Origin of the sequence: Paraburkholderia graminis C4D1M (assembly GCF_000172415.1) — a bacterium.
Lineage (GTDB): Bacteria > Pseudomonadota > Gammaproteobacteria > Burkholderiales > Burkholderiaceae > Paraburkholderia > Paraburkholderia graminis.
The window spans coordinates 307,973-333,604 of record NZ_ABLD01000003.1; the positions used below are offsets into that span (position 1 = coordinate 307,973).

Consider the following 25,632-nt stretch of genomic DNA (forward strand, 5'->3'; position numbering starts at 1 on the left):
ATAAGCCATGGCCAAGCGGAATCAGGCGAGCGAAGAAGGGCAAGTGCAGGACCTGCGCCCACGCCCGGTCAGGCTGACCAGCAATATGAGCCTGCCGAAACTCTCGGCGGTCGAGATCGGCAGCTATGTGCTGATGCTGTTCGGCATGTGGGCGGTGATCCAGCTCCGGCTGCTCGGCGCGCTGCTCGCCGGGCTGCTGGTGTTCCAGCTCGTGCATACCATCGCGCCGCGCATCGAGCGGCACATGTCGAGCGGGCGGGCGCGCTGGCTGGCGGTCGTGATTCTCTCGACGGTGATCGTGGGCGCGCTCACGGGCCTCACGCTCGGCGTCATCGAGCACTTCGAGAACGATGTGCCGAGCGTGCAGAAGCTGCTCGACCAGGCGATGCAACTGATCGATCAGGCGCGCGGCCGGATTCCGCAATTCATCGCGAGCTCTCTGCCGGTCGACACCGAGCAGATGAAAGCCAAGGCCGGCGAGCTGATGCAGACGCACGCGAACATGCTCCAGCAAAGCGGCAAGACGGCGGCGCGCGCGTTCACGCACATCCTGATCGGCATGATCATCGGCGCGATTATCGCGGTCAGCGCGCAGAAGCATATGCAGCGGCTGCCGCTGTCCACGGCGTTCGTCACGCGCGTGACGCGTTTCGCCGACGCGTTTCGCCGCATCGTGTTCGCCCAGGTGAAAATCTCCGCGATCAACGCGGTATTCACCGGCATCTTCCTGCTGGTCGTGCTGCCCATGTTTCACGACCAGTTGCCGCTGTCGAAAACGCTGGTGCTGATCACGTTCATCGTCGGCTTGCTGCCGGTCATCGGCAATCTGATTTCGAACACGATTATCGTGGCGGTCGCGCTGTCGGTCAGCTTTCCTGCCGCGGTCATGTCGCTCGCGTTTCTGATCCTGATCCACAAGCTCGAGTACTTCCTGAACGCGCGGATCGTCGGCGGACAGATCGAGGCGCGCGCGTGGGAACTGCTCGTGGCGATGCTGGTCATGGAAGCCGCGTTCGGTCTGCCGGGCGTGGTCGCCGCGCCGATCTTCTATGCGTATATCAAGCGTGAGCTGATTTATCTGAGGCTGGTTTAGGTTCGTTGCGCGCCGCTCGGCTCGCAGGCAAGGAAAACGGCACCGCGGTGCCGTTTTTTTTTCATCGTCAGAAGTCGATGCGCGCGTTCAGTGACAGCGTGCGCGGATCGCCCGGCGTCACGTAATCCGCGTACTGGTATTCCCAGTAACGGCGGTTGAGCAGGTTGTCGATGGCCGCGCGGAACGTCACGTCGTAGCCGCCTATTCGCGTCGCGTAGCTCGCGCCGAGGTTCACGAGCATATAGCCCGGCGCGTTCAGATTCGACGACGGCCGCACGTTCGTATTGCCCGTGAACTTGGCGTCCGCGCCGATGCGCAGACCCGGCACGTACGGCACCGAGTAAGTCGCATGACCGGCGACGACGAACTGCGGCGCACCCGCCACGCGATTGCCGTTGTTGGCCGCGCCGCGCTCGTACTTCGTATTGATCCACATGAGATCGCCGCCGACATTCCAGTGGCTGCCGAGACGCACGTCGCCGCCCATCTCGATGCCCTGGAAGATCGACTCGCCGTCCTGCGTGTAGACGTTCGCGCTGTTTGCGTAAGCCGCGCCGCGTTCGATGCGGAACAGCGCGGCCGTCGCGCTCCAGCGTCCCTGCTCCGTCTTGATGCCGACTTCGTACTGCTTGCTGCGCAACGGCTTGAGCAGCTCGCCGCGGTTTGCATAGGTGTCGCCGACCACCGTGCCCGCTTCCAGTGACTCGACGTAGCTCGTGTAAAGCGTCGTGGTCGGCGCGAGCTTGAACATGACCGCGACGGTCGGCGTGACCACGCCGTTCTGGCTGTACGTCGACGTCGTGGCGCCGCTGGTCGAGTAGCCGTGCTGCTCGTAGTTCGTGTACCGCACACCGCCGAGCACCGACCAACGCTGCGTCAACTGGATGGTGTCGCTCGCGAACAGCGCCTTCTGCGTGATGTCGCTATCGCGATACGTGTAGTAGTTCGACGCGCCGCCGAACGTATTCGTATTCGGCTGGTAGATGTTGCCCGTGCCGATCTGCCCGAAGAAGCTGTTCGCGCCGTAGTCGTTCGTCTGCCGCTGATACGCGGCGCCGAATACGAGTTGATGCTGCAGCGGTCCGGTCTTCACCTGGCCTTCCGCCGACACCTGCCACAAGCTCAACTGATGCCCTTCCTTGCCGGCGAAACGGCTGTCGGTGTAATCGCCCGCGCCGTTCAGCAGGTAGTACGTGCTTTCGTTGCGATCGCGCGAGCTCTTGCTGTAGCTGTAGCTCGCATTGAGCGTCCAGTTCTCGCCGAGGTTGTACTGAAGCCCCGCCGTGTACAGCTGCAGGTTCGTATTCAGATGCTGGTCGGGACCGGACAGGTCGCCGGTGCCGCCGCTGATCGTATGCGGGAGCGACGTGCCGGTGTATTGCGCCGTCGAAATCGAACCGGTGATGCCGGTGGAATGGCGCTCCTGATACAGCGCGCCGAAGGTGGCCTTGAGGTCGCGCGTGATGCGGGCGTCGAGCGCGACCGACACCGAATCGCGCCGCACGTTGCCGTCGTTATAGGTTTTGCCTTCCTCGTGCGTCGCGTTCAGGCGATAGCCGAACATGCCGTTGGGGCCGACGCGGCCGCCGAGGTCCGCGTGCTCGGTCCAGACGCCGTCCGTGTAATAGCCGACGTCGACGCTGCGCACGGGCGTCGTCGAGACGGCGGCTTCTTCGTCACGTAGTTGACGATGCCGCCCGGCGCGCCGAAGCCGTACATGAAGCCTGTTAGACCTTTCAGCAGCTCGACTTTTTCGAGCTGCTCGTACGGCATCGTGATGCCATAGCTGTTGAACGGCATGCCGTCGATCTTGAACCCCGACTGCCAGTCGAGCTGCATGCCGCGCACCGTCAGATACGTGGCCCACGCGTTGTACGCGTTGCCGTTGTCGGACACGGAGGCGTCGGTGGCGAACACGTCGCCGAGTTTCGACGGCTGGCGATCCTGCAACTCCTCGCTCGTCACGACGGTCGTCGAAAACGGCGTATCGAGTTGCGAACGCGTGCCGAGCGCTCCGCTGCCGACGTCCTCTTTCAGATGCTGCGTGGTGTCCTGCGCCGCAGTGACTTTGACCGTCGGCAGCGCCTTGTCTTCGCTGTCCGCCGATGCCGATGGCGACGCCGGTGTCGACGCCGGCGGCACCGACTGTGCAAGCGCCGCCTGAGTGGCCGTCAGCGCCAGGCACGCGGCCCAGTGCAATCGACGCTTCGTGCGCGTTTTCTGTGGACGCGCTTCCCCGTTATGTTTGTTCATTCCCTTTCCCGTCGTCGGTGATTCACTTAACGAATGAGAATCATTCCCATTACACGGGACGGGATAATGCCGAAAAACTATGCGGATTGTAAGCCCCTGCATGCGGCATTTTGCCGCACTTCGCGCGCGCGGACGGTGGGCCAAGCCTTATGCAGCGGGACTTCAACGGGTTTTGACGCCTCGCAGCAACTATCGCCTTAGCAAACTTTCAGAGAACTTGCCGCCGACAACGTGCGTCGCTTAAGATGCGAACAATTCCTATTTACGCACCGACTCTCGCAGTGACACGTCACCCGGATTTTTTCTTGCTTTCGTTGGCCCGCTCATGAGGCGCCAGTTCGTTCGCCTGCATCGCTGGTTCGGCGTGGCCACGGCGCTGTTTCTGTTCGTCGCGGGCCTGACCGGCGCGGTGATCGCGTGGGATCACGAGCTCGACGCCGCGCTCAACCCGTCCTTCTTCGAGGCCCGCACGCCAGGGCCGGCGTTGTCGGGGCTGGAACTCGCGCGGCGCGTCGAGGCTGCCGATCCGCGCGTGCAAGTGACGTATCTGCCGCTCGCGGCCGAGCCCGGCCATACGTTGCAGATGATGGTGCTTCCGCGCATCGACCCGGCCACGCGAGCGCCGTACAAGCTGGACTTCAACCAGATCGCCGTCGATCCGGCCACCGGCGCCGTGCAAGGCCGCCGCGAATGGGGCGCCTTTTCCCTGTCGCGCATCGACCTGATTCCGTTCATTTACAAGCTGCACTACACGCTGCATTTGCCGTTTACCGGCGGCGTCGATGTCGGCGTCTGGCTGATGGGCGTGGTCGGCATCGTCTGGCTGTTCGACAGCGTCATTGCGCTCGGCCTGTCGTTTCCCAGTCTCAAGGCGTGGCGCAAGTCGCTCGCGTTCCGCTTCGGGCGCGGCGGCTATGCGCTCACCTTCGACTTGCATCGCTCGGGCGGCGTGTGGATCTGGGGCCTGCTCATGATCGTCGCGCTGACGTCGGTGTCGATGAATCTCGCCGCACCCGTTGTGCGCCCCATCGTGTCGATGTTTTCGACGCTCACGCCGGACCCGATCAACAATCCCGAGATCGTCCGCGCGCCCAGGCCCGGCGACGGCGTGCTGAGTCGCGAGCGCATCGTGCAACTCGCCGAAGAAGCCGGCAAGGCGCAGCACATTGCCGTGCCGCCGGGCGGCATCTACTACGCGGAGTTCCTGCACACCTACGGCGTCGGCTTCTACGAGACGGGCAACGATCACGGCGACATGGGCCTCGGCAACCCGTGGATGTACTGGGACGCGGCCACCGGCAAACTGCTCGGCAAGCAGATTCCCGGCAAGGGCACGGCCGGCGACATCTTCATGCAGGTTCAATTTCCGCTGCACTCGGGTCGTATTCTCGGTGTCGGCGGACGGATATTGATTAGCGCGGTCGGCATCGCAGTCGCCGTGCTGAGCGCGACGGGATTGCTGATCTGGCTAAGGAAGTTGAATGCGCGCCGAGGGGCGGCGGTAAAGGCGAGGAAGGCTCCGAGCGTGGAGGAAGCTCAGAGAGCGCCAGTGACGCGCGACGCCGACCGGATGCCCGAGCGGTCACGAGAAGAAGTGGCGTCGGAATAAGGCGGCGGGAGGAGAGCAATTCATCGCGGCGGCATCTTCAAGCGCCACGCCTTGGCAGTGCGCATCGTTAACACGTTCGTACGCATTGTGCGAAACGCACCGGCTTCACATCAACTACAACGAAGGTGCGCCGCCGCGACGCTCAACATCACGCCGAGCCGCGGCCGCGGCCCCAACCTCCTACCGAAACACCACCGTCTTACTCCCGTTCAACACCACCCGATGCTCGACGTGCCACTTCACCGCGCGCGCGAGCGTCACGCATTCGACGTCGCGGCCAATCGCCGTCAACTGCTCCGGCGTCATGCTGTGGTCCACGCGCTCCACTTCCTGCTCGATGATCGGACCTTCGTCCAGATCGGTCGTCACGTAGTGCGCGGTTGCGCCGATCAGCTTCACGCCGCGGTCGAACGCCTGGTAATACGGCTTCGCGCCCTTGAAGCTCGGCAGGAACGAGTGATGAATATTGATCGCGCGTCCGGCGAGCGCTTCGCACAGCTTCGGCGACAAAATCTGCATGTAGCGCGCGAGCACGACGAGATCCGCCTGATGCTCGTCGATCACTTCGAGCACGCGCGCTTCCTGCGCCGCCTTGGCCTCGGGCGTGCCGCCCAGCAGCGGAAAATGATGGAACGGAATGTCGTAGCTCGCGGCGAGCTGATAGAACTCCTTGTGGTTCGAAATGATCGCCGGAATCTCGATGTTCAACTGACCGGTGCGGTAGCGGAACAGCAGGTCGTTCAGGCAATGGCCGATCTTCGACACCATGATCACGACGCGCGGCTTCACCGATGCATCGTGCAACTCCCAGTTCATGCCGAACTGCTCGGCGAGCGTCGCAAACGACACGCGCAGTGCGTCGAGCCCCGGATCGCCGCCCACCTGCTGGAAATGCACGCGCATGAAGAACTCGCCGGTGCGGCTGTCGCCGAACTGCGCGGAGTCGAGAATATTGCTGCCGCGCTCGAACAGAAAGCCCGACACGGCGTGGACGATGCCGGGCCGATCGGCGCACGACAGTTTGAGGATAAAGCTGTGATCGGTCGACATGACCTGGGTGACTCCCTTCTTCAATGCGTGGTTTGTTCGGTGTCGCTGGTTTCAACGTTAGGCGTCTCGCGCCGCGCTGCTGTCAACCCATTATGGGCGGCGTAAACAGCGCCTCTATTCCCTGGCATGCCTCTTCGTCGATCCAGCGGCGACGCAGCAGGCAGTCGAGCGTGGCGAGACTCGCGTCGACGGTCATCGCACCTTCCTCGATCCAGCGCGCCACTTCGTCGATGCGGGCAAGCCGGTGCTCACCGACTTCGCCGTCCTGATTACGCGGCGCAAAATCGGCCGGCAGCGCGAGGTCGTAGATGAAAATCTGCTCGGCCTGCGTGCCTTCCGGCAACGATTGCAGCACATAAGCGGTGCGCCCCGCCACGGCGCGCACGGCGATTTCCTCGGGAATGCCGGCTTCTTCCCAGCATTCCTTGACGATCGTCGTCTCGACGCTGAAACCCCAGCCGATTCCGCCCGCCACGACATTGTCGAGCATGCCCGGATCGGTCGCCTTGGTGTCGCTGCGGCGCGCGATCCACAATCCCGGCGCGCCGCCGTCCGCATATTCTACGACGCCGTTCAGATGCACCGCGTACGTCATCGTGCCGAAGAAGCGCGACGCCGCGCGCTCGATGTACGCAAGCGGCCGCGCGTCGAACGCATTGCGGATCGCGTAGGTCTCGTTGCGCCAGCCTGGAATGCGCCCGTCGGCGGCAAGCGCGCCGATCACCGAACCGAGCGCCGCGCTGCGCAGATCGACCGTGTTGAAGGCCGGCGCGAGCTTCACGCGCGCATCGTCGATCTCGAACACGTCGGGCCAGCGCGCGAGCAAACGTACGTCGTCCGAACGAATCCAGCCGACCTGCTCGGCGTCGATCCAGAACGGCAGATGCGCGTGAGCATCGAAGCGGCGCGCGGCAACGAGGCAAGGCAAACTCATTCGACACTCCACATTTTTTTCCAGCGAGGCTGGACGACAAGTGCGGCACGTCGTCAGCCGCGTAGCTGATTAGTCGCGCAGCGCGACGCGAATTCCCAGTGCAATAAACGTAGCGCCCGCAAGACGGTCGAGCCACACGCCCACGCGCGGCCGGCGCCTCAGCCATCCGCCGATCATTCCCGCGCACACGCCGAACAGCGAAAACACCACCAGCGTCTGCAACATGAAAAGCGCGCCGAGTTCCAGCATCTGCACCGTGACGCTTTGTGCACCGTTTTGTGCACCGCCGGTCTGCACGAATTGCGGCAGGAACACGACAAAGAACAGCGTCACTTTCGGATTGAGCAGATTGCCGAGCACGCTTTGACGGAACACGGTCATCAACGGTTGCGGCGCGCGTTCGTGAGCGGTCGCGAGGCCCTGGCTGCGCAGCGCCTTGATGCCGATCCACACGAGATACGCGGCGCCGGCCAGTTTGATGGCCTCAAACGCGAGCGGCGACGAGCGCAGCAACGCAGCCACGCCGAGCGCGGCCAGTGTCGTGTGGAACGTGATGCCCGTCGCAAAGCCGAGCGCCGCGACGAGACCCGCGGCGCGGCCCTGCGAGATGCCGCGCGCGAGCACTTGCAGATTGTCGGGACCGGGCGCCATCGTGATCGCAATCGATGTGGCGAGAAACAAGGCGAAGTTGGGCATCGTTCTTACCTACCTTTCTTTATGCGGACAGCAAGGCGCACACAGCGGCGTGGCGCCGCGCTCAATGACCGTCGAAACTCGTCACGGTATAAAGCGGCAGACCGCCGCCCGCGAGCAGCTTCGAGCCGCCAAGCTCGGGCAAGTCGATAATCGCCGCGCCTTCAACGACGACCGCGCCGAGCCGCTCGAGCAGAATCTTGCCGGCCATCATCGTGCCGCCGGTCGCGATCAGATCGTCGACGATCAACACGCGGTCGCCCGGCTTGCACGCGTCCTCGTGAATTTCCACGGTGGCCGTGCCGTATTCGAGCTCGTACGATTGCGACGCGCGCTTGTAGGGCAGTTTGCCCTCCTTACGGATCGGAATGAAGCCGAGGTTCAGCTCATACGCGAGAATCGGCCCGATGATGAAACCCCGCGCGTCGAGCCCGGCGATGTAGTCGAGCTTCGCATCGATATAACGCTGCACGAACAGGTCGATCAGCACACGCAGCGACCTCGGCTCACGCAACAGCGGCGTGATGTCGCGAAACTGCACGCCGGCCTGCGGCCAGTCCTGAACCGTGCGAATGTGGCTCTTGATGTAGTCGGCCGCGTCGAGCGGCGCGCTCGCAAGCGCGTTTGACATGATGTCTCCGGATGGACCGCGTAAGGCCCAATGAAAAGCTGAATCGATGCTGAACGCGCGGACCGTGCCGCGCATTCGCTATGCCGCGGCGGCGCCCGCGCGGCGGTGTTTCGAGAGCCGCTCCTCGGCCTGCGCCAGTTGCTCCGGCAAGCCGCGCAACACGACGATGTCGCTCGCGCGCAGCTTGGTCGACGGATCGGGCTCCACACCGCGAATGCCGTGCCGGCGAATCGCGGTGACTTCGACACCGAGTTCGTAAAGGCCCAGCTCCGCCAGCGTGCGGCCGACCGCGTCGGCATTTGTATCGACCGGGACCGATTGTAGCCGCACCTGTTCGTGACCGTCGTCGTCGTCCATGTCGTCGGCGCCGTGGAAATAGCCGCGCAGCAGCGCATAGCGCTCGTCGCGCATTTCCTCGACGCGGCGCACCACGCGGCGCATCGGCACGCCCATCACCACCAGCGTGTGCGATGCGAGCATCAGGCTGCCTTCGACAATCTCCGGAATCACCTCGGTTGCGCCTGCGGCCAGCAGCTTTTCCAGATCGGCGTCGTCGACGGTACGAACGATGACCGGCAAGGTCGGCTCGAGTTCATGAATGTTGTGCAGCACGCGCAATGCCGACGGCGTGTTCGCATACGTGATCGCGATCGCCGCGGCGCGGTGAATGCCGGCCGCAAGCAGCGACTCGCGCCGCCCGGCATCGCCGAACACGACCGATTCGCCCGCCGTCGCGGCCGCTTGCACGCGATCCGGGTCGAGGTCCAGCGCGACGTACGACAGACCTTCATGTTCGAGCATGCGCGCAAGGTTCTGCCCGGCGCGGCCGTAGCCGCAAATGATCACGTGGCCGCTTTGCTTCAGGCTCTGCGTGGCGATGCGCGTCATCTGCAGCGACTGCATCATCCATTCGGTCGAAGACAGGCGCAGCACGATACGGTCCGCGTTCTGGATCAGGAACGGCGCGGCGAGCATCGAGAGCAGCATCGCGGCGAGAATGGCCTGCAACAGCGTGGCGTCGACGAGATGTTTGTCGAGAATCAGATTCAGCAGCACGAAGCCGAATTCGCCGGCTTGCGCGAGGCCGAGACCCGTGCGCATGGCGACGCCCGGCGACGCGCCGAACAGACGCGAAAGCCCCGTGATCATCACCGCCTTCAGCAAGGTCGGCCCGATCAGGAAGCCGAGCACGATCAACGGATGCTCCCAGATCACGCGCGGATTCAGCAGCATGCCGGTCGTGACGAAGAAGAGCCCGAGCAGCACGTCGCGAAACGGCTTGATGTCTTCTTCCACCTGATGACGATACGGCGTCTCCGCGATCAGCATGCCGGCGATAAACGCGCCGAGCGCGAGCGAAAGACCGAACTTGTCCGTGATGAACGCCGAGCCGAGCGTGACGAGCAGCAGATTGAGAATGAACAGTTCCTGCGAGCGCCGCCGCGCGACCACGTTGAACCAGCGCGTCATGAACTTCTGACCGACGATCAACAGCAGCGACAACGCGACGACGATCTTGATCGCCGCGATGCCGAGCGCGTTCATCAGGTCTTTCGAATCGCCGCCCAGCGCCGAAATGATGATGAGGAGCGGCACCACCGCGAGATCCTGAAACAGCAGCACGCCGAAGATATTGCGGCCGTGCTCGGTCTCGATCTCGAGGCGCTCCGCGAGCATCTTGCTGACAATCGCCGTCGACGACATCGCGAGCGCGCCGCCGAGTGCAATGCTCGCCTGCCACTTGATATGCACCCAGCGCTCGAACGCGAAACCGAGCGACACGGCGACCACGATCGTGCCGAGCACCTGCAACAGGCCGAGGCCGAAGACGAGGCGGCGCATCGAGCGCAGCTTCGCAAGCGAGAACTCGAGGCCGATGGAAAACATCAGGAACACGACGCCGAATTCGGCGAGATTCTGCGCGCCGACCGAATCGGGAACGAGACCGAGCGCATTCGGCCCGACAAGAATGCCGACGGTCAGATAGCCGAGCATCGGCGGAAGATTCAGAAAGCGAAAAACCACCACGCCCGCTACTGATGCCAGCAGCAGGAACAGCGTCATCTCCAGCGGGGAAATCATCGGCAAAAACGCATGGGTAAAGCGTCCTCGTTCGTCAGCGGAACCGCGCACGGAACACGCCGTGCGACAAGGTTGAGGGGCCGTTATACAGGGCGATAAAGCGGGCAATGGAGGCAGCGGCTTTGCACAGCAGGCCCGGCGCGGCGAACAGGCGCCTTTGCTATACTTCGCGAATGATAGCGAAAATCAATGGCGACCGGGCACTCGCGCTCGCTCGCGACGTGCTCGACATCGAAGCGGACGCCGTGCGCGCGCTTCGCGATCAGCTCGACGACGCGTTCGTCGGCGCGGTCGACTTCATCCTGGGTTGCCGTGGGCGCGTGGTGGTCTCGGGCATCGGCAAGTCGGGACATGTGGCGCGCAAGCTCGCGGCCACGCTCGCGAGCACGGGTACGCCGGCTTTCTTCGTGCATCCGGCAGAAGCAAGTCACGGCGATCTCGGCATGGTCACCGCCGACGACGTCTTCCTCGCGCTGTCCAATTCCGGTGAAACCGAAGAACTCGTGGCGATTCTGCCGCTCATCAAACGGATCGGCGCGAAGCTGATCGCGATGACCGGCCGGCCTTCGTCGAGTCTGGCGAAACTGGCCGACGTGCATCTGAATTCCGGCGTCGCGAAAGAAGCGTGTCCGATGAATCTTGCGCCCACCGCGAGCACCACCGCAGCGCTTGCGCTCGGCGACGCGCTCGCCGTCGCGGTGCTCGACGCGCGGGGTTTCGGCCGCGACGATTTCGCGCGCTCGCATCCGGGCGGCGCGCTCGGCCGCCGCCTGCTCACGTATGTCAGCGACGTCATGCGCACCGGCGACCAGGTGCCGAAGGTCACGCCTGACGCAACCGTGCGCGACGCGCTGTTCCAGTTGACCGCGAAGCGCATGGGCATGACCGCGATTGTCGATCAGGAAGACCGCGTAAAAGGCATTTTCACCGACGGCGATTTGCGCCGCGTGCTGGAGCGCGACGGCGATTTCCGCGCGCTGTCCATCGCCGCCGTCATGACCGCCGATCCGCGCACCATCGGTCCAGATCATCTCGCGGTCGAAGCCGTGGAACTGATGGAGCGCCATCGCATCAATCAGATGCTGGTCGTCGACGAAGCGGGCAAGCTGATCGGCGCGCTCAACATGCACGACCTGTTCTCGAAGAAGGTGATCTGATGGCCGTCGCGCCCCCTACCGCTACCGAACGCGCGAGCCGCGTGAAGCTGATGATTTTCGACGTCGACGGCGTGCTGACCGACGGCGGCCTGCTCTTCACGGCGGAAGGCGACACGATGAAAGCCTTCAATTCCATGGACGGCCACGGCATGAAGCTGCTGCGCCAGGCCGGCATTGAAACGGCGATCATCACCGGCCGCAAGTCGGGCATCGTCGCGGCGCGCGCGAAGGAAATGCACATCACGCATGTGTATCAGGGCATCGACAACAAGCCGCAGGCATTCGCCGATCTGCTCGAAGCAACCGGCATGAGCGCCGACGAATGCGGCTACATGGGCGACGACTGGGTCGATCTCGGCGTGATGCTGAAGGTCGGCTTCGCGGCGGCGCCCGCCAATTCGCATCCTGAAGTGATCGCGCGGGCGCATTGGGTCAGCGAGGCGCGCGGCGGTCACGGCGCGGCACGCGAAGTCTGCGACACGCTGCTGCGCGCCCAGCACAAGTACGAGGCGCTGCTCGCGGCCGCCTGCAGCGGCGAAACGCGAGGCCTCGTGGGATGAACAACCAGTTTCGCCTGACTTCGCTGATTCCGCTCGTCGCGATGGCCGCGCTCGCGGGCATCACGTGGTGGCTTTTGCAGGCCACGTTGCCGCGGCAAAACGAAGGCGTGGTGCGTCCCAAGGAGCACACGCCGGACTACTTCGCCGACAACTTCTCGGTGTCCGAACTCGACCAGTCGGGCTCGACGCAATATCGCCTGACCGCGCAGTCGCTGATTCATTACGAAGACGACGAACTGAGCGACCTCGTGAAGCCCGCGATGCGCGCGTTCCAGCCCGGCAAGCCGGTTGTGACCGCGACCGGCGACACGGGCAAGGTGAACGGCGACGCGTCCATCGTCGATCTGTACGGCAACGCCCGCATTCTGCGCTCCGCAGGCTACGGCGATCCGCAGATGCAGGCCGATTCCGAGCATTTCCGCGTGCTCGTCAACGACGATGTGATCGAGACAGAAAAGCCGGTTAAACTTCAGCGCGGCGTGTCCGTGATGACTGCCAGCGGCATGAACTACAACAACGTCACCCGGGTGATGAAGCTCTTCGGCAACGTAAAAGGCGCGATCGCCGCGTCCGACGCCGGCGGCAGCTCGCCCAAGCAACCCGGGTAAATCCATTCCAGGCGTGACTGCATGAACGAATCGTTCCCCCGTTTTGATACCGGCCGCTCGCGCGCCGTGTCGGCGTGCCGCGCCGGACTCGCTGCGCTCCTGGTCGCCCTGCCGCTCGCCGGCTTCGCGCCGCTCGCGCACGCGGACCGCGCCGACAAGGACAAGCCGCTCAACATCGAAGCGGACAACATGACTTACGACGACCTGAAGCAGGTCAACATCTTCACCGGCCATGTGGTCGCCACCAAGGGCACGATCGTGATCAAGGCCGATCGCGTCGAAGTGACGCAAGACCCGCAGGGCTATCAGTACGCGACCGGCACGTCGAGCGGCGGCAATCTGTCGTATTTCCGCCAGAAGCGCGAAGGTCTGGACGAATACATCGAAGGCACGGCTATTCGTATCGACTACGACGGCAAGCAGGATCTGACCACGCTTACCACGAATGCGACCGTCAAGCGCCTGCAGGGTCTGTCCACCGTGATCGATCAGGTGCACGGCAGCGTCATCACGTATGACGGCCAGAAAGACTTCTATACCGCGAAGGCGGGCAAGGACGTCGCCGGCCCGGGCAACCCGAGCGGCCGCGTGCGCGCGATGCTGTCGCCGCGCAACGGCGGCGCTGCGCCGCTGAACGGCGCATCGGCCACGCTCGCGCCGTCCACCACGATTCAGGGAGCGCCGAATCAGTGAGCACCTCCGCGTCCCTACCCAATCGCAAGCCCGCAGGTACGAGTAGTTCGCTGGTCGTACGGAATCTGAAAAAGCGCTACGGTTCGCGCACGGTCGTCAAAGACGTTTCGCTCGATGTGAAAAGCGGCGAAGTGGTCGGCCTGCTCGGTCCGAACGGCGCGGGCAAGACGACGTCGTTCTATATGATCGTCGGCCTCGTGCCGCTCGATGCCGGCGAAATCGACCTCGACGGCAAATCGATCAGCCTCTTGCCCATCCACAAGCGCGCTTCGCTCGGGCTGTCGTATCTGCCGCAGGAAGCCTCGGTGTTCCGCAAGCTTTCCGTCGAGGAAAACATTCGCGCGGTGCTCGAACTGCAGCACGAGGAAAACGGCAAGCGCCTGTCCAAAGACGCCATCACGAACCGCACCGAAGCGCTGCTGGACGAACTGCAAATCGCGCATTTGCGTGAAAATCCGGCGCTTTCACTGTCGGGCGGCGAGCGCCGCCGCGTGGAAATCGCGCGGGCGCTCGCCACGAATCCGAGCTTTATTCTGCTCGATGAACCGTTCGCGGGCGTCGACCCGATCGCGGTGCTGGAAATCCAGAAGATCGTTAAATTTCTGAAGCAGCGCAATATTGGCGTGCTAATCACCGATCACAACGTGCGTGAAACGCTCGGCATCTGCGACCACGCTTACATCATCAGCGACGGCAGCGTGCTCGCGGCCGGCGCGCCAAGCGAAATCATCGAAAACGAAAGCGTGCGGCGCGTCTATCTGGGCGAGCATTTCCGCATGTAAAGGCGCAGGGAACCGGCGGCGCCGCGCGCGTTGTCGGTCCCTTGCGTTGTTTCCGGCTCGTTTTCGAGCTGGGCGGCTCGCGTCGGGCGCCGTCGAAAGCGGACGCATTGGTAATTGCGAATTCGCAAGGTATCGCGGTCGTGGCAAACTCTCTACAATGAATCTGAACTTGCCATGAAAGCCAGCCTCCAACTCCGCCTATCGCAGCATCTTGCGTTGACCCCGCAACTGCAGCAGTCCATCCGGCTGCTTCAGCTGTCCACGCTCGAACTGCAGCAGGAAGTGGCAACGGCGATCTCGCAGAATCCGCTCCTCGAGAACGAGGACGACTGGATCGCGAGCCCGCTGCGCGTGGCGTCCGACGGCTCTCTGATCACGCAGGCGCCCAGTTCGTCCGCGCCGCCCGAGCAGATGGGCGGCAATGGCTCGTCGTCCAGCAGCAGTGAGCGCTCGGAGAACGGCGAGCCGCAAGGCGTCGACGAATACAACGGCCTCTCGGGCGACGGCAACGGCGACGCGTCGCAATGGAATCTCGACGACTACGGCCGCTCCGGCAACGCCTCCGACGACGACGATTTGCCGCCGCTGCAAATTCACGAATCGAGTACTTCGCTGCGCGATCACCTGATGGCGCAACTGCGCGTCACGCAGGCCGGTCAGCGCGACCGCGCGCTCGTCACCTTCCTGATCGAGTCGCTCGACGACGACGGCTATCTTGCCGCCACGCTTGAAGAAGTGCTCGCGGATCTGCCCGAAGAACTCGAAGTCGACCTGGACGAAATGAATGCGGCGCTCGCGCTGCTGCACAGTTTCGACCCCGCGGGCGTCGGCGCGCGTTCCGCGTCCGAATGCCTGAAGCTGCAGTTGTTGCGGCTCGAGCCCTCGCCTACGCGCGCGCTTGCGCTCGACATCGTCAGCCATTATCTGGAACTGCTTGCGGCGCGCGATTTCACGCGTCTGCGCAAGCATCTGAAGGCAAACGACGACGATCTGCGCGACGCGCACATGCTGATCCGCTCGCTCGAACCGTTTCCCGGCGCAGCGTATGGCAAGGCCGAAGCGGATTACGTGGTGCCGGACATCATGGTGCGCAAAACCGCCCAGGGCTGGCAGGCCGAACTCAATCCCGAGGTCGTGCCGAAGCTGCGCATCAACCACCTGTACGCCAACATTTTGCGCAATAACCGGGGCGATCCGGGCAGCGGTTCGTTGCGCCAGCAACTGCAGGAAGCGCGCTGGCTGATCAAGAATATCCAGCAGCGTTTCGAGACGATCCTGCGGGTCGCGCAAGCCATTGTCGAGCGTCAAAAGAGCTTTTTTGTGCACGGCGAAATTGCCATGCGCCCCTTGGTTTTGCGGGAAATTGCTGATACGCTGGGCCTACACGAGTCGACTGTCTCGCGTGTGACAACCGGTAAGTACATGCTCACCCCGTTCGGGACGCTCGAGTTCAAATACTTCTTCGGTTCGCATGTTTCGACAGATACGGGCGGCGCGGCGTCTTCAACCGCCATTCGCGCGCTCATCAAGCAACTGATAGGAGCGGAAAACGCAAAAACGCCTCTCTCAGACAGCCGCATAGCCGAACTGCTGGCGGAACAGGGCTTCGTGGTCGCACGGCGCACCGTGGCGAAATATCGCGAAGCGCTCAGAATCCCGGCAGTCAACCTGCGCAAGTCTCTGTAGCCCGTCGCCTTCCGTGGCGGGCATTTACCGGCCGCTCCGCAAGTTGGCGGACAGGCCGGCCGATGCGACCTGCCAGAAGTCAGTCACCGGGGGGCGACTCAGGCAAGCCGACAGATCGACCGGACCTACGTCATCGTGCGGACCAAGCGGCCACTAGCTTGGAGAAGCACTATGAATCTGCAGATCAGTGGACACCACCTCGAAGTTACGCCTGCGTTGCGCGAATACGTGATCTCCAAATTGGATAGGGTGCTAAGACATTTCGATCAGGTCATCGACGGCAGTGTGGTCCTCTCGGTCGACAATCACAAGGAAAAGGAAAAGCGGCAAAAGGTTGAAATCAACCTGCATCTGAAGGGCAAGGACATTTTTGTCGAGAGCTGTGACAGCGACCTTTACGCTGCGATCGATCTGATGATCGACAAGCTCGACCGGCAAGTGATACGCCACAAGGATCGCCTGCAAGGCCATCAGCACGAAGCGATCAAGTATCAACCGGCACCGCAACTGGACGTGCCGCCGCAGTAAGCGAATCCGCAAGCACTGCTTCAGTTCGCTCACCGAAACCGCCCGCAATCGGGCGGTTTTTTGTTGGGGCTTTGGTTGCGTTGTTCGTTGGGTTTTTCATTGCATTTTTCGTTTGCACCCACGCCGGCCAATCCGAAGAAAGAACCTATTGCGCATTGATGGCGCGCCGCACCATACGCTGCTACCCTGTTCTATAATGTTCCGGTTACCATCGGGGTCTAGCTCGCATGCAGGCGGTGTGCCGGAGTCCTGTGCTTTCGGACTCCAACGTACGTCGCCGTGAGCATCAAACGAATGGAACACCAATCAATCGCCCCAGCGAGGAGAACCCAGGCCACGTTTTCGCCTGTCAACATGAATCGTTTAGCCAAATTTCTTCCCCTCGAGAACGTCGTCGTCGGACTATCGGTCACCAGCAAAAAGCGCGTGTTCGAGCAAGCGGGCCTCATCTTCGAGAACCAGAACGGCATCGCCCGCAGCACGGTCACAGACAATCTGTTTGCGCGCGAGCGCCTCGGATCGACGGGGCTCGGCGAAGGCGTCGCGATTCCGCACGGCCGGATCAAAGGACTCAAGCAGCCGCTCGCCGCGTTCGTCCGCCTGGCCGAGGCCATTCCTTTCGAGTCGCCCGACGGTCAGCCGGTCTCTCTGCTCATCTTCCTGCTCGTGCCCGAACAGGCCACGCAGCAGCACCTCGAAATTCTTTCGGAAATCGCGCAACTGCTGTCCGACCGCGAGGCACGCGAGCGCCTGCACACGGAAGAAGACCGCGAATCATTGCATCGTCTGCTCACTCAGTGGCAACCTTGATGCAGCGGCGGTCATCCGCACGCCGCCTATCCGCACGCCCAACCGCCCGCGTGCGGATATCGCCAGGCCCGGCTCACGGCGCGCGTTAGCGCGGCCCGCGCTGTGCCCGGCAAGCGGCCAACACTGGAGTCACTGACTCATGGACACGTCCAGCATCAACGCCCAGAGCATTTTCGACGATAACGCCGCCACGCTGAAACTGAGCTGGCTGACAGGGCATGAAGGCTGGGAACGCGGCTTTTCTTCGGAATCGGTCGCGAATGCCACGTCGAGCGCCGACCTCGTCGGCCACTTGAACCTGATCCATCCGAACCGGATCCAGGTGCTCGGCGACGCCGAAATCGACTACTACAAACGCCAGACCGACGAAGACCGCTCGCGCCACATGGCCGAGCTGATCGCGCTGGAACCGCCGTTCCTCGTGGTGGCGGGCGGCGTTGCCGCGCCGCCGGAACTGGTGCTGCGCTGCACGCGCTCGTCCACGCCGCTTTTCACCACGCCGATGTCGGCGGCCGCGGTAATCGACAGCCTGCGCCTTTACATGTCGCGCATTCTTGCGCCGCGCGCCACGTTGCACGGCGTGTTCATGGACATCCTCGGCATGGGCGTGCTGCTCACCGGCGATTCGGGCCTCGGCAAGAGCGAGCTGGGTCTCGAACTGATCAGCCGCGGCCACGGCCTCGTCGCTGACGACGCAGTGGATTTCGTGCGCCTCGGCCCGGACTTCGTCGAAGGGCGCTGCCCGCCGCTTTTGCAGAATCTGCTGGAAGTGCGCGGCCTGGGCCTGCTCGACATCAAGACGATTTTCGGCGAAACCGCCGTGCGCCGCAAAATGAAGCTGAAGCTCATCGTGCAACTGGTACGCCGTCCTGACGGCGAGTTCCAGCGGCTGCCGCTGGAAAGCCAAACCGTCGACGTGCTCGGCCTGCCGATCAGCAAGGTGACGATCCAGGTGGCGGCCGGCCGCAACCTCGCGGTGCTGGTCGAAGCGGCCGTGCGCAACACGATCCTGCAACTGCGCGGCATCGACACGTTGCGCGATTTCATGGACCGCCAGCGTCTCGCCATGCAGGACCCGGATAGCCAGTTTCCCGGCAAACTGATCTGAGTCGGCGGGCATGTCGACCCGGTTGACGCCGCAGCCCGCGGCTGTCCGCGGGTACGCGCGAAAGGGCTCAGATGCTATGATGAAACGGACCGATTTCACGACTCCATGCGCATAATCCTCATCACCGGCATATCCGGCTCAGGCAAATCCGTCGCGCTAAACGCGCTCGAAGACGCAGGTTATTACTGCGTCGATAATCTGCCGCCGCGCTTTCTGCCCGAGCTCGCCTCTTACCTCGCCGAAGACGGACACGACCGCCTCGCGGTCGCGATCGACGCGCGTTCGAGCGCGTCGCTCGACGACATGCCCGCGATGATCCGCGATCTGTCGCGCGCTCACGACGTGCGCGTGCTGTTCCTCAACGCGAGCACGCAGTCGCTGATTCAGCGCTTTTCCGAAACGCGCCGCCGCCATCCGCTGTCGGGCTCCACCGCGCATGATGCCGACGTCGGTTTGCTGACGTCGCTCGCCGAAGCGATCGAGCGCGAGCGTGAACTCGTCGCGGGCCTCGCCGAGTTCGGCCATCAGATCGACACGAGCAATTTGCGCGCGAACGTGCTGCGCCAATGGGTCAAGCGCTTTATCGAACAGGAGCATGCGGGACTCGTGCTGATGTTCGAGTCGTTCGGCTTCAAACGCGGCGTGCCGCTCGACGCCGATCTGGTGTTCGACGTCCGCACGCTGCCGAACCCGTACTACGATCATGAACTGCGCCCGCTTACGGGCCTGGACAAACCGGTGATCGATTTTCTGGACGCGCTGCCGGTCGTGCATGAAATGATCGACGACATTGAGAAGTTTCTCGCTAAATGGCTCCCGCATTTCCGCGACGACAACCGTAGTTATCTGACAGTCGCGATTGGTTGCACGGGTGGCCAGCACCGCTCGGTGTTCATTGCCGAGACGCTCGCCGCGCGTCTCGCCAATGCAGCGAATGTAATCGTGCGGCACCGCGACGCACCGGTCGACGCCGGCGCGTCTTCGAAGTTAGTGGCTTAACCGGCCGCATCGCGCGGCCTCAACTCGAAGCGTTGCGCCATGTCCTCTACTTCCACTGTGCTCGCCGATGTGCCGCTGTTCCCGTTGCACACGGTTCTGTTTCCCGGCGGAATTCTGCCGCTGAAAATCTTCGAAGCGCGCTACCTCGACATGGCGCGCGACTGTCTGCGCGAAAAGACGCCGTTCGGCGTGTGTCTGCTGAAAAGCGGCGCCGAAGTCGCGCGGGAAAATGAGCCTTCGGTACCCGAATCAATTGGCTGTCTCGCCGAAATCGACGAATGCGACGTCGAAGCGTTCGGCATGCTGCTGATCCGCGCACGCGGCACGCGGCGCTTCCGGCTGCTGTCGCATCGCGTGGAAAGCAGCGGTTTGCTGGTCGGCATGGCCGAGCCGCTCGGAGAAGACGAGCCGCTCGAAGGCAATCAGCAGTTGGCAAAATTCGGCGCGTGCGCGGAGGTGCTCGAACGGATCATCGCGACAATCCGCGAGCGCGATCCGGAAAGCTTGCCGTTTGCCGAGCCGTTCCGACTCGAGGACCCGTCGTGGGTATCGAACCGTCTCGCCGAAGTACTGCCGATCGCGCTGCGTGCGCGCCAGAAACTGATGGAGATGCAGGACGCCGGCGCGCGCATCGAAGTGGTTCATCGCTATATGCAGCAGCATCAACTGCTCTAGCTATTACTGAAGACACGCCGACGCGATTCGTCAGATCAGCGAACCTTGCAGACCATCCAGCAGTTTCCGCACGGGCGCGGGCACGCCGAACGAATCGAGATCGCTTAATGCGACCCAGGCGGTGTCCGCATCGCCCAACGCGGCGAGCGCGCCGACGCCTCGCTCCAGTTCCGCGAGCCGCGGCTCAATGTCCAGCTTGAAGTGTGTGAAAACGTGCGTGAGCGGTGCAAGCGGCGCAAGCGATGAAACACCGGCGCCCCCGCCGAATTCGCGCGCACGGGTCGCGAGCGCGGCTTCGTCAGCCGCTTCGGGCAAGCTCCACAAGCCGCCCCAAATACCCGACGGCGGACGCTTCTCGAGCATCACCGCATTGCCGTCGCGCAGCACGAGCATCCACGTGCGGCGGGTCGGCACAACTTTCTTCGGGCGCGCCGTCGGCAGTTCACGCTGACGCCCCGTTACGTTAGCGACGCAATCGGCGGCGAACGGACAGCGCAAGCAGTCGGGCTTGCCGCGCACGCACAATGTGGCGCCGAGGTCCATTAACCCTTGCGTGTACGCGCTGACTTCGTCGTCCGATGCATTCGACGGCAATAGCGATTCCGCCAGCGTCCACATTGCATTCTCGACCTTCTTCTCGCCCGGAAAACCTTCGACGCCGAACACTCGCGCGAGCACGCGCTTCACGTTGCCGTCGAGAATCGTCGCGCGCGCGCCGAATGCAAACGACGCAATCGCCGCCGCCGTCGAGCGGCCGATGCCTGGCAATTCCGCGAGTTCGTCGACGGAAGCCGGGAACGCGCCGCCATACTGCTGGACCACCACCTGCGCGCAGCGGTGCAAATTGCGCGCGCGCGTGTAATAGCCGAGGCCGGCCCATAAGGCCATGACGTCATCGACGGGCGCGGCGGCCAGTGCGGCGACATCCGGAAAACGCGCGAGAAACTTCGCGTAGTACGGAATCACCGTCGACACCTGCGTCTGCTGCAACATGATTTCCGACAGCCAGATCCGATACGCATCGCGCGTGTTCTGCCACGGCAGGTCATGGCGGCCATGCTTGCGCTGCCACGCGACCAGCCGCGAGGAAAAATCGGACGTGAGCGAAGAGGCGGATGCCGCGGGCGCGGCCGACGTGGGTGAACGCTCGGCGGAGCGCGGAGTTAAGCGGGAGGGCATTGAAATTTAGCGCTGGCAGGTGGGACAAAAGTAAGTGGAGCGCTGACCTTGCACGATCTGTCTGATCGGCGTGCCGCATACGCGGCATGGCTGCCCCGCGCGATCATAGACGAAGTAATCGAGCTGAAAGTAGCCGCTTTCTCCGTTGCTGCCGACAAAATCGCGCAGCGTGCTGCCGCCTTTTTCGATCGCCGCGGCAAGCGTGACGCGCACGGCGTCGGCCAGCAATCCATAACGCACGAGCGAAACGCGGCCCGCTGCGGTCGTCGGCCGAATGCCCGCGCGAAAAAGGCTCTCCGATGCATAGATGTTTCCCACACCCACCACGATTTCGCCCGCGAGCAGCGCCTGCTTCACCGAGACCTTGCGCCCGCGCGTGAGCCGGTGCATCAGCGCGCCGGAGAAGGCCGGCGAGAACGGCTCGACGCCGAGGCTCGCGAGCAGCGGATGCCCGAGCACGTCGCCGGCTTCACGCGGATGCCACAGCACCGCGCCGAAGCGCCGCGGATCGCGAAAGCGCAAAATGAACTCGTCGAAGATCCAGTCGACGTGGTCGTGCTTCGCCGCGGCCGGCGGATGCGGCACGTGACGCAGCACGCGCAGCGTGCCGGTCATGCCAAGATGCACGATGAACCACCCTGCGTCGGTTTCGAACAGCAGATACTTGCCGCGCCGCTCGACGTTGCGCACCACGTGGCCGCGCAAAGTCTTCGCGAGATCCGCCGGAATCGGCCACCGCAGCGCGGGCGTGCGGACATCGACGCGCTCGACCTTGCGGCCGGACACATACGGTTCGATTCCTCGTCGGGTAACCTCTACTTCTGGCAACTCTGGCATGTCTGACTGGTCTGCAACTTGCGTGAGTGGTTGTGCGCGTATTGTAGCGAGCGCGTTACAATCGTCCGAAACATTGAACGGATTTCCATGAACTTGTCCTTCGTGAAGCTGTTTTTGAAGCGCCCGGCTAGCGCATTGCGTGTGCCGCAGGCAGTGTCCGCCCGGCGCGTGCTCGGTGCTGCCGCGCTCGCGCTGTGGGCGTTCGCCGCGGCGCCCGCGCACGCGCAGGACCCGTCGCCCGACTCGGACGACACCTCCGTCACGCTGAGCGATCCGCTCGGGCCGCCGTCGGCGGAAGAACAGAAATCGCTGCCGAGCGTGCAGCTGACGAGCCAGATCGTATTCCAGGTACTCGCCGCCGAAGTCGCGCTGCAACGCAATCAGCCGGCGCCCGCGTACCAGACGTACCTCGCGCTCGCGCGCGACACGCATGATCCGCGCATGGCGCAACGCGCCACCGAAATCGCGCTGGCCGCGCAAAGTCCATCGGACGCACTGGCCGCCGCGCAATTGTGGCAGCAGTATGCGCCGAGTTCGGAGCGCGCCGCGCAGCTGGACGCGTCGCTGCTCGTGCTATCGGGCAAGCCGGACGACGCGCAGCCGCTGCTCGAGCGCGAACTCGCGAAGGTGCCGGCGGACAATCGCGGCAACGCGATCCTCGCGCTGCAGTTGCTGCTCTCGCGCGGACCGAACCGGATCGGCGGCCTGCATGTGTTGCAGGAGATGTTGAAGAACGACATGAACCGGCCGGAAGCGCAACTGGCCGTCGCACGTCAGCAACTGGTCGCGAACGACGCACCCGGCGCACGTAAGTCGCTCGAACAGGCGCTGGCGCTCAAGCCCGACTATTTGCCGGCCGCGCTGACGCTGTCGCAGATGGGCCCGGAAGAGCGCAAGGAAGGCATCGCGTCGCTCGAGAAATACGTGCAGCAGAATCCGAAGTCGCATGACGCGCGTCTCGCGCTCGCGCAAATGTATCTGGCGAGCGACCGTCTGGACGACGCGCAGAAGCAGTTCGAGATCATGCACAAGGCGAACGCGAACGACCTGACGCCGCTCATGGCGCTCGCGCTCATCAGAATCCAGCAGAAGAGTTTCAACGACGCGCAGGCTTACCTCACGCAATACGCGCAGCAAGCCGAGAAAACGCCCGGCGCCGATCCTGGCCAGGCGTACATCTACCTTGCGCAGTTGTCGCTCGAACAGAAGAACGAAGCGGCTGCCGCCGACTGGCTCGACAAGATTTCGCCGTCCAGCCAGCAGTACTTGCCGGCGCAGATTACGCGCGCGCAACTGCTCGCCAAGCAGGGCAAGCCCGACGACGCGCGCCGGCAGCTCGCCAGGCTGCGCCCCGCCGATCCGCGCGATCAGGCGGTGGTCGTGCGCACCGACGCCGCGATTCTGTTCGACGCGAAGCGCTATGGCGAAGCTGAAACGCGCCTGCAGGAAGCCACGGCGGCGTTCCCGGACGACCCCGATCTGACGTATGACTACGCGATGGCCGCCGAAAAGAACGGCCACTTCGACACGATGGAAGCGCAATTGCGCAAGCTGATCCAGACGCAGCCGGACAATCCGCAGGCGTATAACGCGCTCGGCTACTCGCTGGCCGATCGCAATCAGCGTCTCGCGGAAGCCGACAAGCTGGTCGAGAAGGCATCGTCGCTCGCGCCGAACGACGCCTTCATCATGGACAGCGTCGGCTGGGTCAAGTACCGCATGGGCGACACGACAGACGCGATCAAGGTGCTGCGCAAGGCTTACGACATTCAGCCGAACGCCGAAATCGGCGCGCACCTCGGCGAAGTGCTGTGGAAATCCGGCAATCAGGACCAGGCTCGCGCCGCTTTCCGCGAAGCGCGCAAGCTCGAACCGGACAACGAAACGCTCGTCAAAACGCTGCAACGTCTTCAGGTAAACGATCTTTGATGCGTCTTTCCCGTCTTGATACTCGCTCCCTTGCGCCGCGTCGTGCGGCGCTCGGGCTCGCGGCGGCAGCCGTCGTCGCACTCGCCGGCTGCGCGTCGGTGAAACCGCAAGGGCCGTCCACGTCGAATGGCGCGACCGCGGTGACCGCGCAAACCAGCCGCGCTTACCAGGGCCGCTTCGCCGTCCAGTACAACGATCAGAATGGCCAGCAGCGCAATGCGTACGGCAATTTCTCGTGGCAGGAAACCGGCGACACCGTCACGCTGCAGTTGCGCAATCCGTTTGGCCAGACGCTCGCAATCGTGACGTCGTCGCCGGCTTCGGCCACGCTCGAACTGCCGAACCGCCAGCCGCTCACCGCGGACAACGTGTCAACGCTGATGCAGAATGCGCTGGGCTTCGCGTTGCCCGTCGAAGGCTTGCGCTACTGGCTGCAGCCTTCGCCCGCGCCGACTTCGCGCGCGAAGACTGAAAAGGATCCGGAGCAACCGTCGCGCTTCAAGGAAATCACCCAGGACGGCTGGACGATCGACTATCTGGCCTACGCCGACGCGCCGGCCACCGGCGTGAAGCGTGTGAATCTGACGCGTTCGGAACCTCCGCTCGACATCAAGCTCGTGCTGGACCAGTAACCGACGGCGTGCCTTGCGCGCTGTTGTTTCGCATGCACTTGCCGCTTATTCGGCGCCTGTTTGGCGCATGTAGCCCCGTAGCCCCGACCCATGATCGAAACAACCCACTCGCTGCGCGATTGCCTCGCGCCAGCGAAGCTCAATCTCTTCCTGCACATCACCGGGCGCCGGCCGGACGGCTATCACACGCTGCAAACGGTCTTTCAGCTACTCGACTGGGGCGACACGCTGCACTTTACGCGGCGTAACGACGGGCTCGTCACCCGCAGCACCGAAATCGCCGACGTGCCGCCGGAACACGACCTCACCGTGCGCGCAGCCAATCTGCTGAAAGCGCATACGGGCTCGCCGGAAGGCGTCGACATCGAGATCGAAAAGCGTCTGCCGATGGGCGCAGGACTCGGCGGCGGCAGTTCCGACGCGGCGACCACGCTGCTCGCGCTAAACCGTCTGTGGAAGCTGAACCTGCCGCGGCTCGAATTGCAGGCGCTGGCACTGAAACTCGGCGCCGACGTGCCGTTCTTCGTCTTCGGAAAAAATGCGTTCGCCCAGGGTGTTGGAGAAACGTTAGACGTTGTACAATTGCCGCCGCGTCATTTCCTGGTAGTGACGCCGAGGGTTCATGTGCCGACTGCAGCGATTTTCTCCGAAAAAGCGTTGACAAGAGATTCAAAAGCCCTCACAATTACGGACTTTCCTGCAGAACTTAGCTGCAACACTGAATGGCCAGACAGTTTTGGCCGCAATGACATGCAGCCGGTTGTCGTAGGAAAGTACGCGGAAGTAGCGCAAGTGCTGCGATGGTTTGAAAATATCGCGCCGGCGCGGATGTCCGGATCTGGTGCAAGTGTCTTTGCAGCGTTCCGTAGCAAAGCTGAAGCAGAAGCGGCACAAGCCAAACTGCCGAGCGAATGGAACAGCGCAGTGGCCGCCAGTCTGACGCAGCATCCACTCTTTGCTTTCGCGTCATAGGTTTTGCATCGTCGAACGAAACTCCACGTTCGGCGGGGCTCAAAGTTAGTGTAGGGGAGTCGCCAAGCTGGTTAAGGCACCGGATTTTGATTCCGGCATGCAAAGGTTCGAATCCTTTCTCCCCTGCCAAAA

The 25,632-nt window shown here is 63.4% G+C and carries 23 protein-coding genes, 1 tRNA gene and 1 pseudogene; 17 read left to right on the plus strand and 8 right to left on the minus strand.

Going from position 1 to position 25,632, the window contains the following annotated elements; genetic code table 11:
- Positions 1-7 precede the first annotated feature (7 nt).
- Positions 8-1,093 carry an AI-2E family transporter gene (locus BGRAMDRAFT_RS07085; RefSeq protein WP_006048012.1) on the plus strand — a complete coding sequence of 362 codons (1,086 nt, stop codon included), beginning with the start codon at positions 8-10 and terminating at the stop codon, positions 1,091-1,093.
- A gap of 67 nt (positions 1,094-1,160) precedes the next feature.
- Here BGRAMDRAFT_RS07085 and BGRAMDRAFT_RS07090 read toward each other — a convergent pair.
- Positions 1,161-3,346, minus strand: a pseudogene (locus tag BGRAMDRAFT_RS07090) (TonB-dependent siderophore receptor).
- Positions 3,347-3,671: 325 nt separating this feature from the next.
- On the opposite strand from BGRAMDRAFT_RS07090, the gene BGRAMDRAFT_RS07095 reads away from it, so the two are divergent.
- Positions 3,672-4,955 (plus strand): PepSY-associated TM helix domain-containing protein, encoded by a 1,284-nt coding sequence (locus BGRAMDRAFT_RS07095; protein ID WP_006048015.1) that lies wholly within the window; start codon positions 3,672-3,674, stop codon positions 4,953-4,955.
- A 180-nt stretch (positions 4,956-5,135) separates the two neighbouring features.
- On the opposite strand, the gene purU is transcribed toward BGRAMDRAFT_RS07095, so the two are convergent.
- From purU to BGRAMDRAFT_RS07120, 5 genes are all read right to left on the minus strand, one after another.
- Positions 5,136-6,005, minus strand: a complete 870-nt coding sequence (gene purU, locus BGRAMDRAFT_RS07100) for a formyltetrahydrofolate deformylase (RefSeq protein ID WP_006048016.1) — start codon at positions 6,003-6,005, stop codon at positions 5,136-5,138.
- Between the two features lie 82 nt (positions 6,006-6,087).
- A complete protein-coding gene (locus BGRAMDRAFT_RS07105) occupies positions 6,088-6,939 on the minus strand; it encodes an NUDIX hydrolase (RefSeq protein ID WP_006048017.1) in 852 nt (283 codons plus the stop codon).
- Positions 6,940-7,008: 69 nt separating this feature from the next.
- On the minus strand, positions 7,009-7,635 hold the full coding sequence (locus tag BGRAMDRAFT_RS07110) for a LysE family translocator (RefSeq protein WP_006048018.1): 627 nt from the start codon (positions 7,633-7,635) through the stop codon (positions 7,009-7,011).
- A 61-nt stretch (positions 7,636-7,696) separates the two neighbouring features.
- Positions 7,697-8,263: an adenine phosphoribosyltransferase gene (locus BGRAMDRAFT_RS07115; protein ID WP_006048019.1), complete on the minus strand. Its 567-nt coding sequence runs from the start codon at positions 8,261-8,263 to the stop codon at positions 7,697-7,699.
- A gap of 78 nt (positions 8,264-8,341) precedes the next feature.
- Positions 8,342-10,345, minus strand: a complete 2,004-nt coding sequence (locus BGRAMDRAFT_RS07120; protein ID WP_006048020.1) for a monovalent cation:proton antiporter family protein — start codon at positions 10,343-10,345, stop codon at positions 8,342-8,344.
- 173 nt (positions 10,346-10,518) lie between these two features.
- Here BGRAMDRAFT_RS07120 and kdsD point away from each other — a divergent pair, with 173 nt between their 5' ends.
- The 11 genes from kdsD (at position 10,519) to BGRAMDRAFT_RS07175 (ending at position 19,951) form a co-directional block, all read left to right on the plus strand.
- Positions 10,519-11,502: an arabinose 5-phosphate isomerase KdsD gene (gene kdsD / locus BGRAMDRAFT_RS07125; protein WP_006048021.1), complete on the plus strand. Its 984-nt coding sequence runs from the start codon at positions 10,519-10,521 to the stop codon at positions 11,500-11,502.
- Positions 11,502-12,062 (plus strand): KdsC family phosphatase, encoded by a 561-nt coding sequence (locus BGRAMDRAFT_RS07130; protein ID WP_006048022.1) that lies wholly within the window; start codon positions 11,502-11,504, stop codon positions 12,060-12,062. The genes kdsD and BGRAMDRAFT_RS07130 overlap by 1 nt, the downstream gene beginning before the upstream one ends.
- Positions 12,059-12,670, plus strand: coding sequence for an LPS export ABC transporter periplasmic protein LptC (lptC, locus tag BGRAMDRAFT_RS07135; protein ID WP_006048023.1), 612 nt, complete (start codon positions 12,059-12,061; stop codon positions 12,668-12,670). Before BGRAMDRAFT_RS07130 ends, lptC begins: the two co-directional genes overlap by 4 nt.
- 21 nt (positions 12,671-12,691) lie before the next feature.
- On the plus strand, positions 12,692-13,363 hold the full coding sequence (gene lptA, locus BGRAMDRAFT_RS07140; protein ID WP_006048024.1) for a lipopolysaccharide transport periplasmic protein LptA: 672 nt from the start codon (positions 12,692-12,694) through the stop codon (positions 13,361-13,363).
- On the plus strand, positions 13,360-14,145 hold the full coding sequence (lptB, locus tag BGRAMDRAFT_RS07145) for an LPS export ABC transporter ATP-binding protein (RefSeq protein ID WP_006048025.1): 786 nt from the start codon (positions 13,360-13,362) through the stop codon (positions 14,143-14,145). Before lptA ends, lptB begins: the two co-directional genes overlap by 4 nt.
- Before the next feature lie 174 nt (positions 14,146-14,319).
- The gene (locus BGRAMDRAFT_RS07150) at positions 14,320-15,831 is read left to right on the plus strand and encodes an RNA polymerase factor sigma-54 (protein ID WP_006048026.1); all 1,512 of its coding nucleotides are present in this window, start codon (positions 14,320-14,322) and stop codon (positions 15,829-15,831) included.
- Positions 15,832-16,002: 171 nt separating this feature from the next.
- Positions 16,003-16,359, plus strand: coding sequence for a ribosome hibernation-promoting factor, HPF/YfiA family (gene hpf / locus BGRAMDRAFT_RS07155; protein WP_006048027.1), 357 nt, complete (start codon positions 16,003-16,005; stop codon positions 16,357-16,359).
- A 294-nt stretch (positions 16,360-16,653) separates the two neighbouring features.
- Entirely contained in the window at positions 16,654-17,169 is a 516-nt protein-coding gene (locus BGRAMDRAFT_RS07160; RefSeq protein WP_006048028.1) for a PTS sugar transporter subunit IIA, read from the plus strand.
- Positions 17,170-17,308: 139 nt separating this feature from the next.
- Positions 17,309-18,277, plus strand: coding sequence for an HPr(Ser) kinase/phosphatase (hprK, locus tag BGRAMDRAFT_RS07165; protein WP_006048029.1), 969 nt, complete (start codon positions 17,309-17,311; stop codon positions 18,275-18,277).
- Between the two features lie 105 nt (positions 18,278-18,382).
- The gene (gene rapZ, locus BGRAMDRAFT_RS07170; protein ID WP_006048030.1) at positions 18,383-19,276 is read left to right on the plus strand and encodes an RNase adapter RapZ; all 894 of its coding nucleotides are present in this window, start codon (positions 18,383-18,385) and stop codon (positions 19,274-19,276) included.
- A 39-nt stretch (positions 19,277-19,315) separates the two neighbouring features.
- Positions 19,316-19,951 (plus strand): LON peptidase substrate-binding domain-containing protein, encoded by a 636-nt coding sequence (locus BGRAMDRAFT_RS07175; RefSeq protein ID WP_006048031.1) that lies wholly within the window; start codon positions 19,316-19,318, stop codon positions 19,949-19,951.
- A gap of 30 nt (positions 19,952-19,981) precedes the next feature.
- Here the strand turns inward: BGRAMDRAFT_RS07175 and mutY are convergent, their stop codons facing one another.
- Positions 19,982-21,130 (minus strand): A/G-specific adenine glycosylase, encoded by a 1,149-nt coding sequence (gene mutY / locus BGRAMDRAFT_RS07180; RefSeq protein ID WP_006048032.1) that lies wholly within the window; start codon positions 21,128-21,130, stop codon positions 19,982-19,984.
- A 6-nt stretch (positions 21,131-21,136) separates the two neighbouring features.
- On the minus strand, positions 21,137-21,967 hold the full coding sequence (mutM, locus tag BGRAMDRAFT_RS07185) for a bifunctional DNA-formamidopyrimidine glycosylase/DNA-(apurinic or apyrimidinic site) lyase (RefSeq protein ID WP_006048033.1): 831 nt from the start codon (positions 21,965-21,967) through the stop codon (positions 21,137-21,139).
- A gap of 87 nt (positions 21,968-22,054) precedes the next feature.
- Here mutM and BGRAMDRAFT_RS07190 point away from each other — a divergent pair, with 87 nt between their 5' ends.
- The 4 genes from BGRAMDRAFT_RS07190 to BGRAMDRAFT_RS07205 all read left to right on the plus strand — a co-directional run bounded on the left by BGRAMDRAFT_RS07190 (position 22,055) and on the right by BGRAMDRAFT_RS07205 (position 25,629).
- Positions 22,055-23,896, plus strand: a complete 1,842-nt coding sequence (locus BGRAMDRAFT_RS07190) for a tetratricopeptide repeat protein (RefSeq protein ID WP_006048034.1) — start codon at positions 22,055-22,057, stop codon at positions 23,894-23,896.
- Positions 23,896-24,528, plus strand: a complete 633-nt coding sequence (lolB, locus tag BGRAMDRAFT_RS07195) for a lipoprotein insertase outer membrane protein LolB (RefSeq protein WP_006048035.1) — start codon at positions 23,896-23,898, stop codon at positions 24,526-24,528. Before BGRAMDRAFT_RS07190 ends, lolB begins: the two co-directional genes overlap by 1 nt.
- A 90-nt stretch (positions 24,529-24,618) precedes the next feature.
- Positions 24,619-25,500 (plus strand): 4-(cytidine 5'-diphospho)-2-C-methyl-D-erythritol kinase, encoded by an 882-nt coding sequence (gene ispE, locus BGRAMDRAFT_RS07200; RefSeq protein WP_006048036.1) that lies wholly within the window; start codon positions 24,619-24,621, stop codon positions 25,498-25,500.
- A 52-nt stretch (positions 25,501-25,552) separates the two neighbouring features.
- Positions 25,553-25,629: transfer RNA gene (locus tag BGRAMDRAFT_RS07205), tRNA-Gln, on the plus strand.
- Positions 25,630-25,632 lie beyond the last annotated feature (3 nt).

What these genes read in the sequence shown, in the direction of transcription:
- BGRAMDRAFT_RS07115 (WP_006048019.1), bottom strand. Translation starts at nt 8,263, where the DNA reads ATGTCAAACGCGCTTGCGAGCGCGCCGCTCGACGCGGCCGACTACATC.
- BGRAMDRAFT_RS07160 (WP_006048028.1), top strand. Translation starts at nt 16,654, where the DNA reads ATGGAACACCAATCAATCGCCCCAGCGAGGAGAACCCAGGCCACGTTT.
- hpf (WP_006048027.1), top strand. Translation starts at nt 16,003, where the DNA reads ATGAATCTGCAGATCAGTGGACACCACCTCGAAGTTACGCCTGCGTTG.
- BGRAMDRAFT_RS07190 (WP_006048034.1), top strand. Translation starts at nt 22,055, where the DNA reads ATGAACTTGTCCTTCGTGAAGCTGTTTTTGAAGCGCCCGGCTAGCGCA.
- BGRAMDRAFT_RS07175 (WP_006048031.1), top strand. Translation starts at nt 19,316, where the DNA reads ATGTCCTCTACTTCCACTGTGCTCGCCGATGTGCCGCTGTTCCCGTTG.
- BGRAMDRAFT_RS07095 (WP_006048015.1), top strand. Translation starts at nt 3,672, where the DNA reads ATGAGGCGCCAGTTCGTTCGCCTGCATCGCTGGTTCGGCGTGGCCACG.
- lptA (WP_006048024.1), top strand. Translation starts at nt 12,692, where the DNA reads ATGAACGAATCGTTCCCCCGTTTTGATACCGGCCGCTCGCGCGCCGTG.
- BGRAMDRAFT_RS07085 (WP_006048012.1), top strand. Translation starts at nt 8, where the DNA reads ATGGCCAAGCGGAATCAGGCGAGCGAAGAAGGGCAAGTGCAGGACCTG.
- hprK (WP_006048029.1), top strand. Translation starts at nt 17,309, where the DNA reads ATGGACACGTCCAGCATCAACGCCCAGAGCATTTTCGACGATAACGCC.
- BGRAMDRAFT_RS07120 (WP_006048020.1), bottom strand. Translation starts at nt 10,345, where the DNA reads ATGATTTCCCCGCTGGAGATGACGCTGTTCCTGCTGCTGGCATCAGTA.
- purU (WP_006048016.1), bottom strand. Translation starts at nt 6,005, where the DNA reads ATGTCGACCGATCACAGCTTTATCCTCAAACTGTCGTGCGCCGATCGG.
- BGRAMDRAFT_RS07150 (WP_006048026.1), top strand. Translation starts at nt 14,320, where the DNA reads ATGAAAGCCAGCCTCCAACTCCGCCTATCGCAGCATCTTGCGTTGACC.
- BGRAMDRAFT_RS07110 (WP_006048018.1), bottom strand. Translation starts at nt 7,635, where the DNA reads ATGCCCAACTTCGCCTTGTTTCTCGCCACATCGATTGCGATCACGATG.
- mutM (WP_006048033.1), bottom strand. Translation starts at nt 21,967, where the DNA reads ATGCCAGAGTTGCCAGAAGTAGAGGTTACCCGACGAGGAATCGAACCG.
- kdsD (WP_006048021.1), top strand. Translation starts at nt 10,519, where the DNA reads ATGATAGCGAAAATCAATGGCGACCGGGCACTCGCGCTCGCTCGCGAC.
- BGRAMDRAFT_RS07105 (WP_006048017.1), bottom strand. Translation starts at nt 6,939, where the DNA reads ATGAGTTTGCCTTGCCTCGTTGCCGCGCGCCGCTTCGATGCTCACGCG.
- lptC (WP_006048023.1), top strand. Translation starts at nt 12,059, where the DNA reads ATGAACAACCAGTTTCGCCTGACTTCGCTGATTCCGCTCGTCGCGATG.
- mutY (WP_006048032.1), bottom strand. Translation starts at nt 21,130, where the DNA reads ATGCCCTCCCGCTTAACTCCGCGCTCCGCCGAGCGTTCACCCACGTCG.
- rapZ (WP_006048030.1), top strand. Translation starts at nt 18,383, where the DNA reads ATGCGCATAATCCTCATCACCGGCATATCCGGCTCAGGCAAATCCGTC.
- ispE (WP_006048036.1), top strand. Translation starts at nt 24,619, where the DNA reads ATGATCGAAACAACCCACTCGCTGCGCGATTGCCTCGCGCCAGCGAAG.
- lolB (WP_006048035.1), top strand. Translation starts at nt 23,896, where the DNA reads ATGCGTCTTTCCCGTCTTGATACTCGCTCCCTTGCGCCGCGTCGTGCG.
- BGRAMDRAFT_RS07130 (WP_006048022.1), top strand. Translation starts at nt 11,502, where the DNA reads ATGGCCGTCGCGCCCCCTACCGCTACCGAACGCGCGAGCCGCGTGAAG.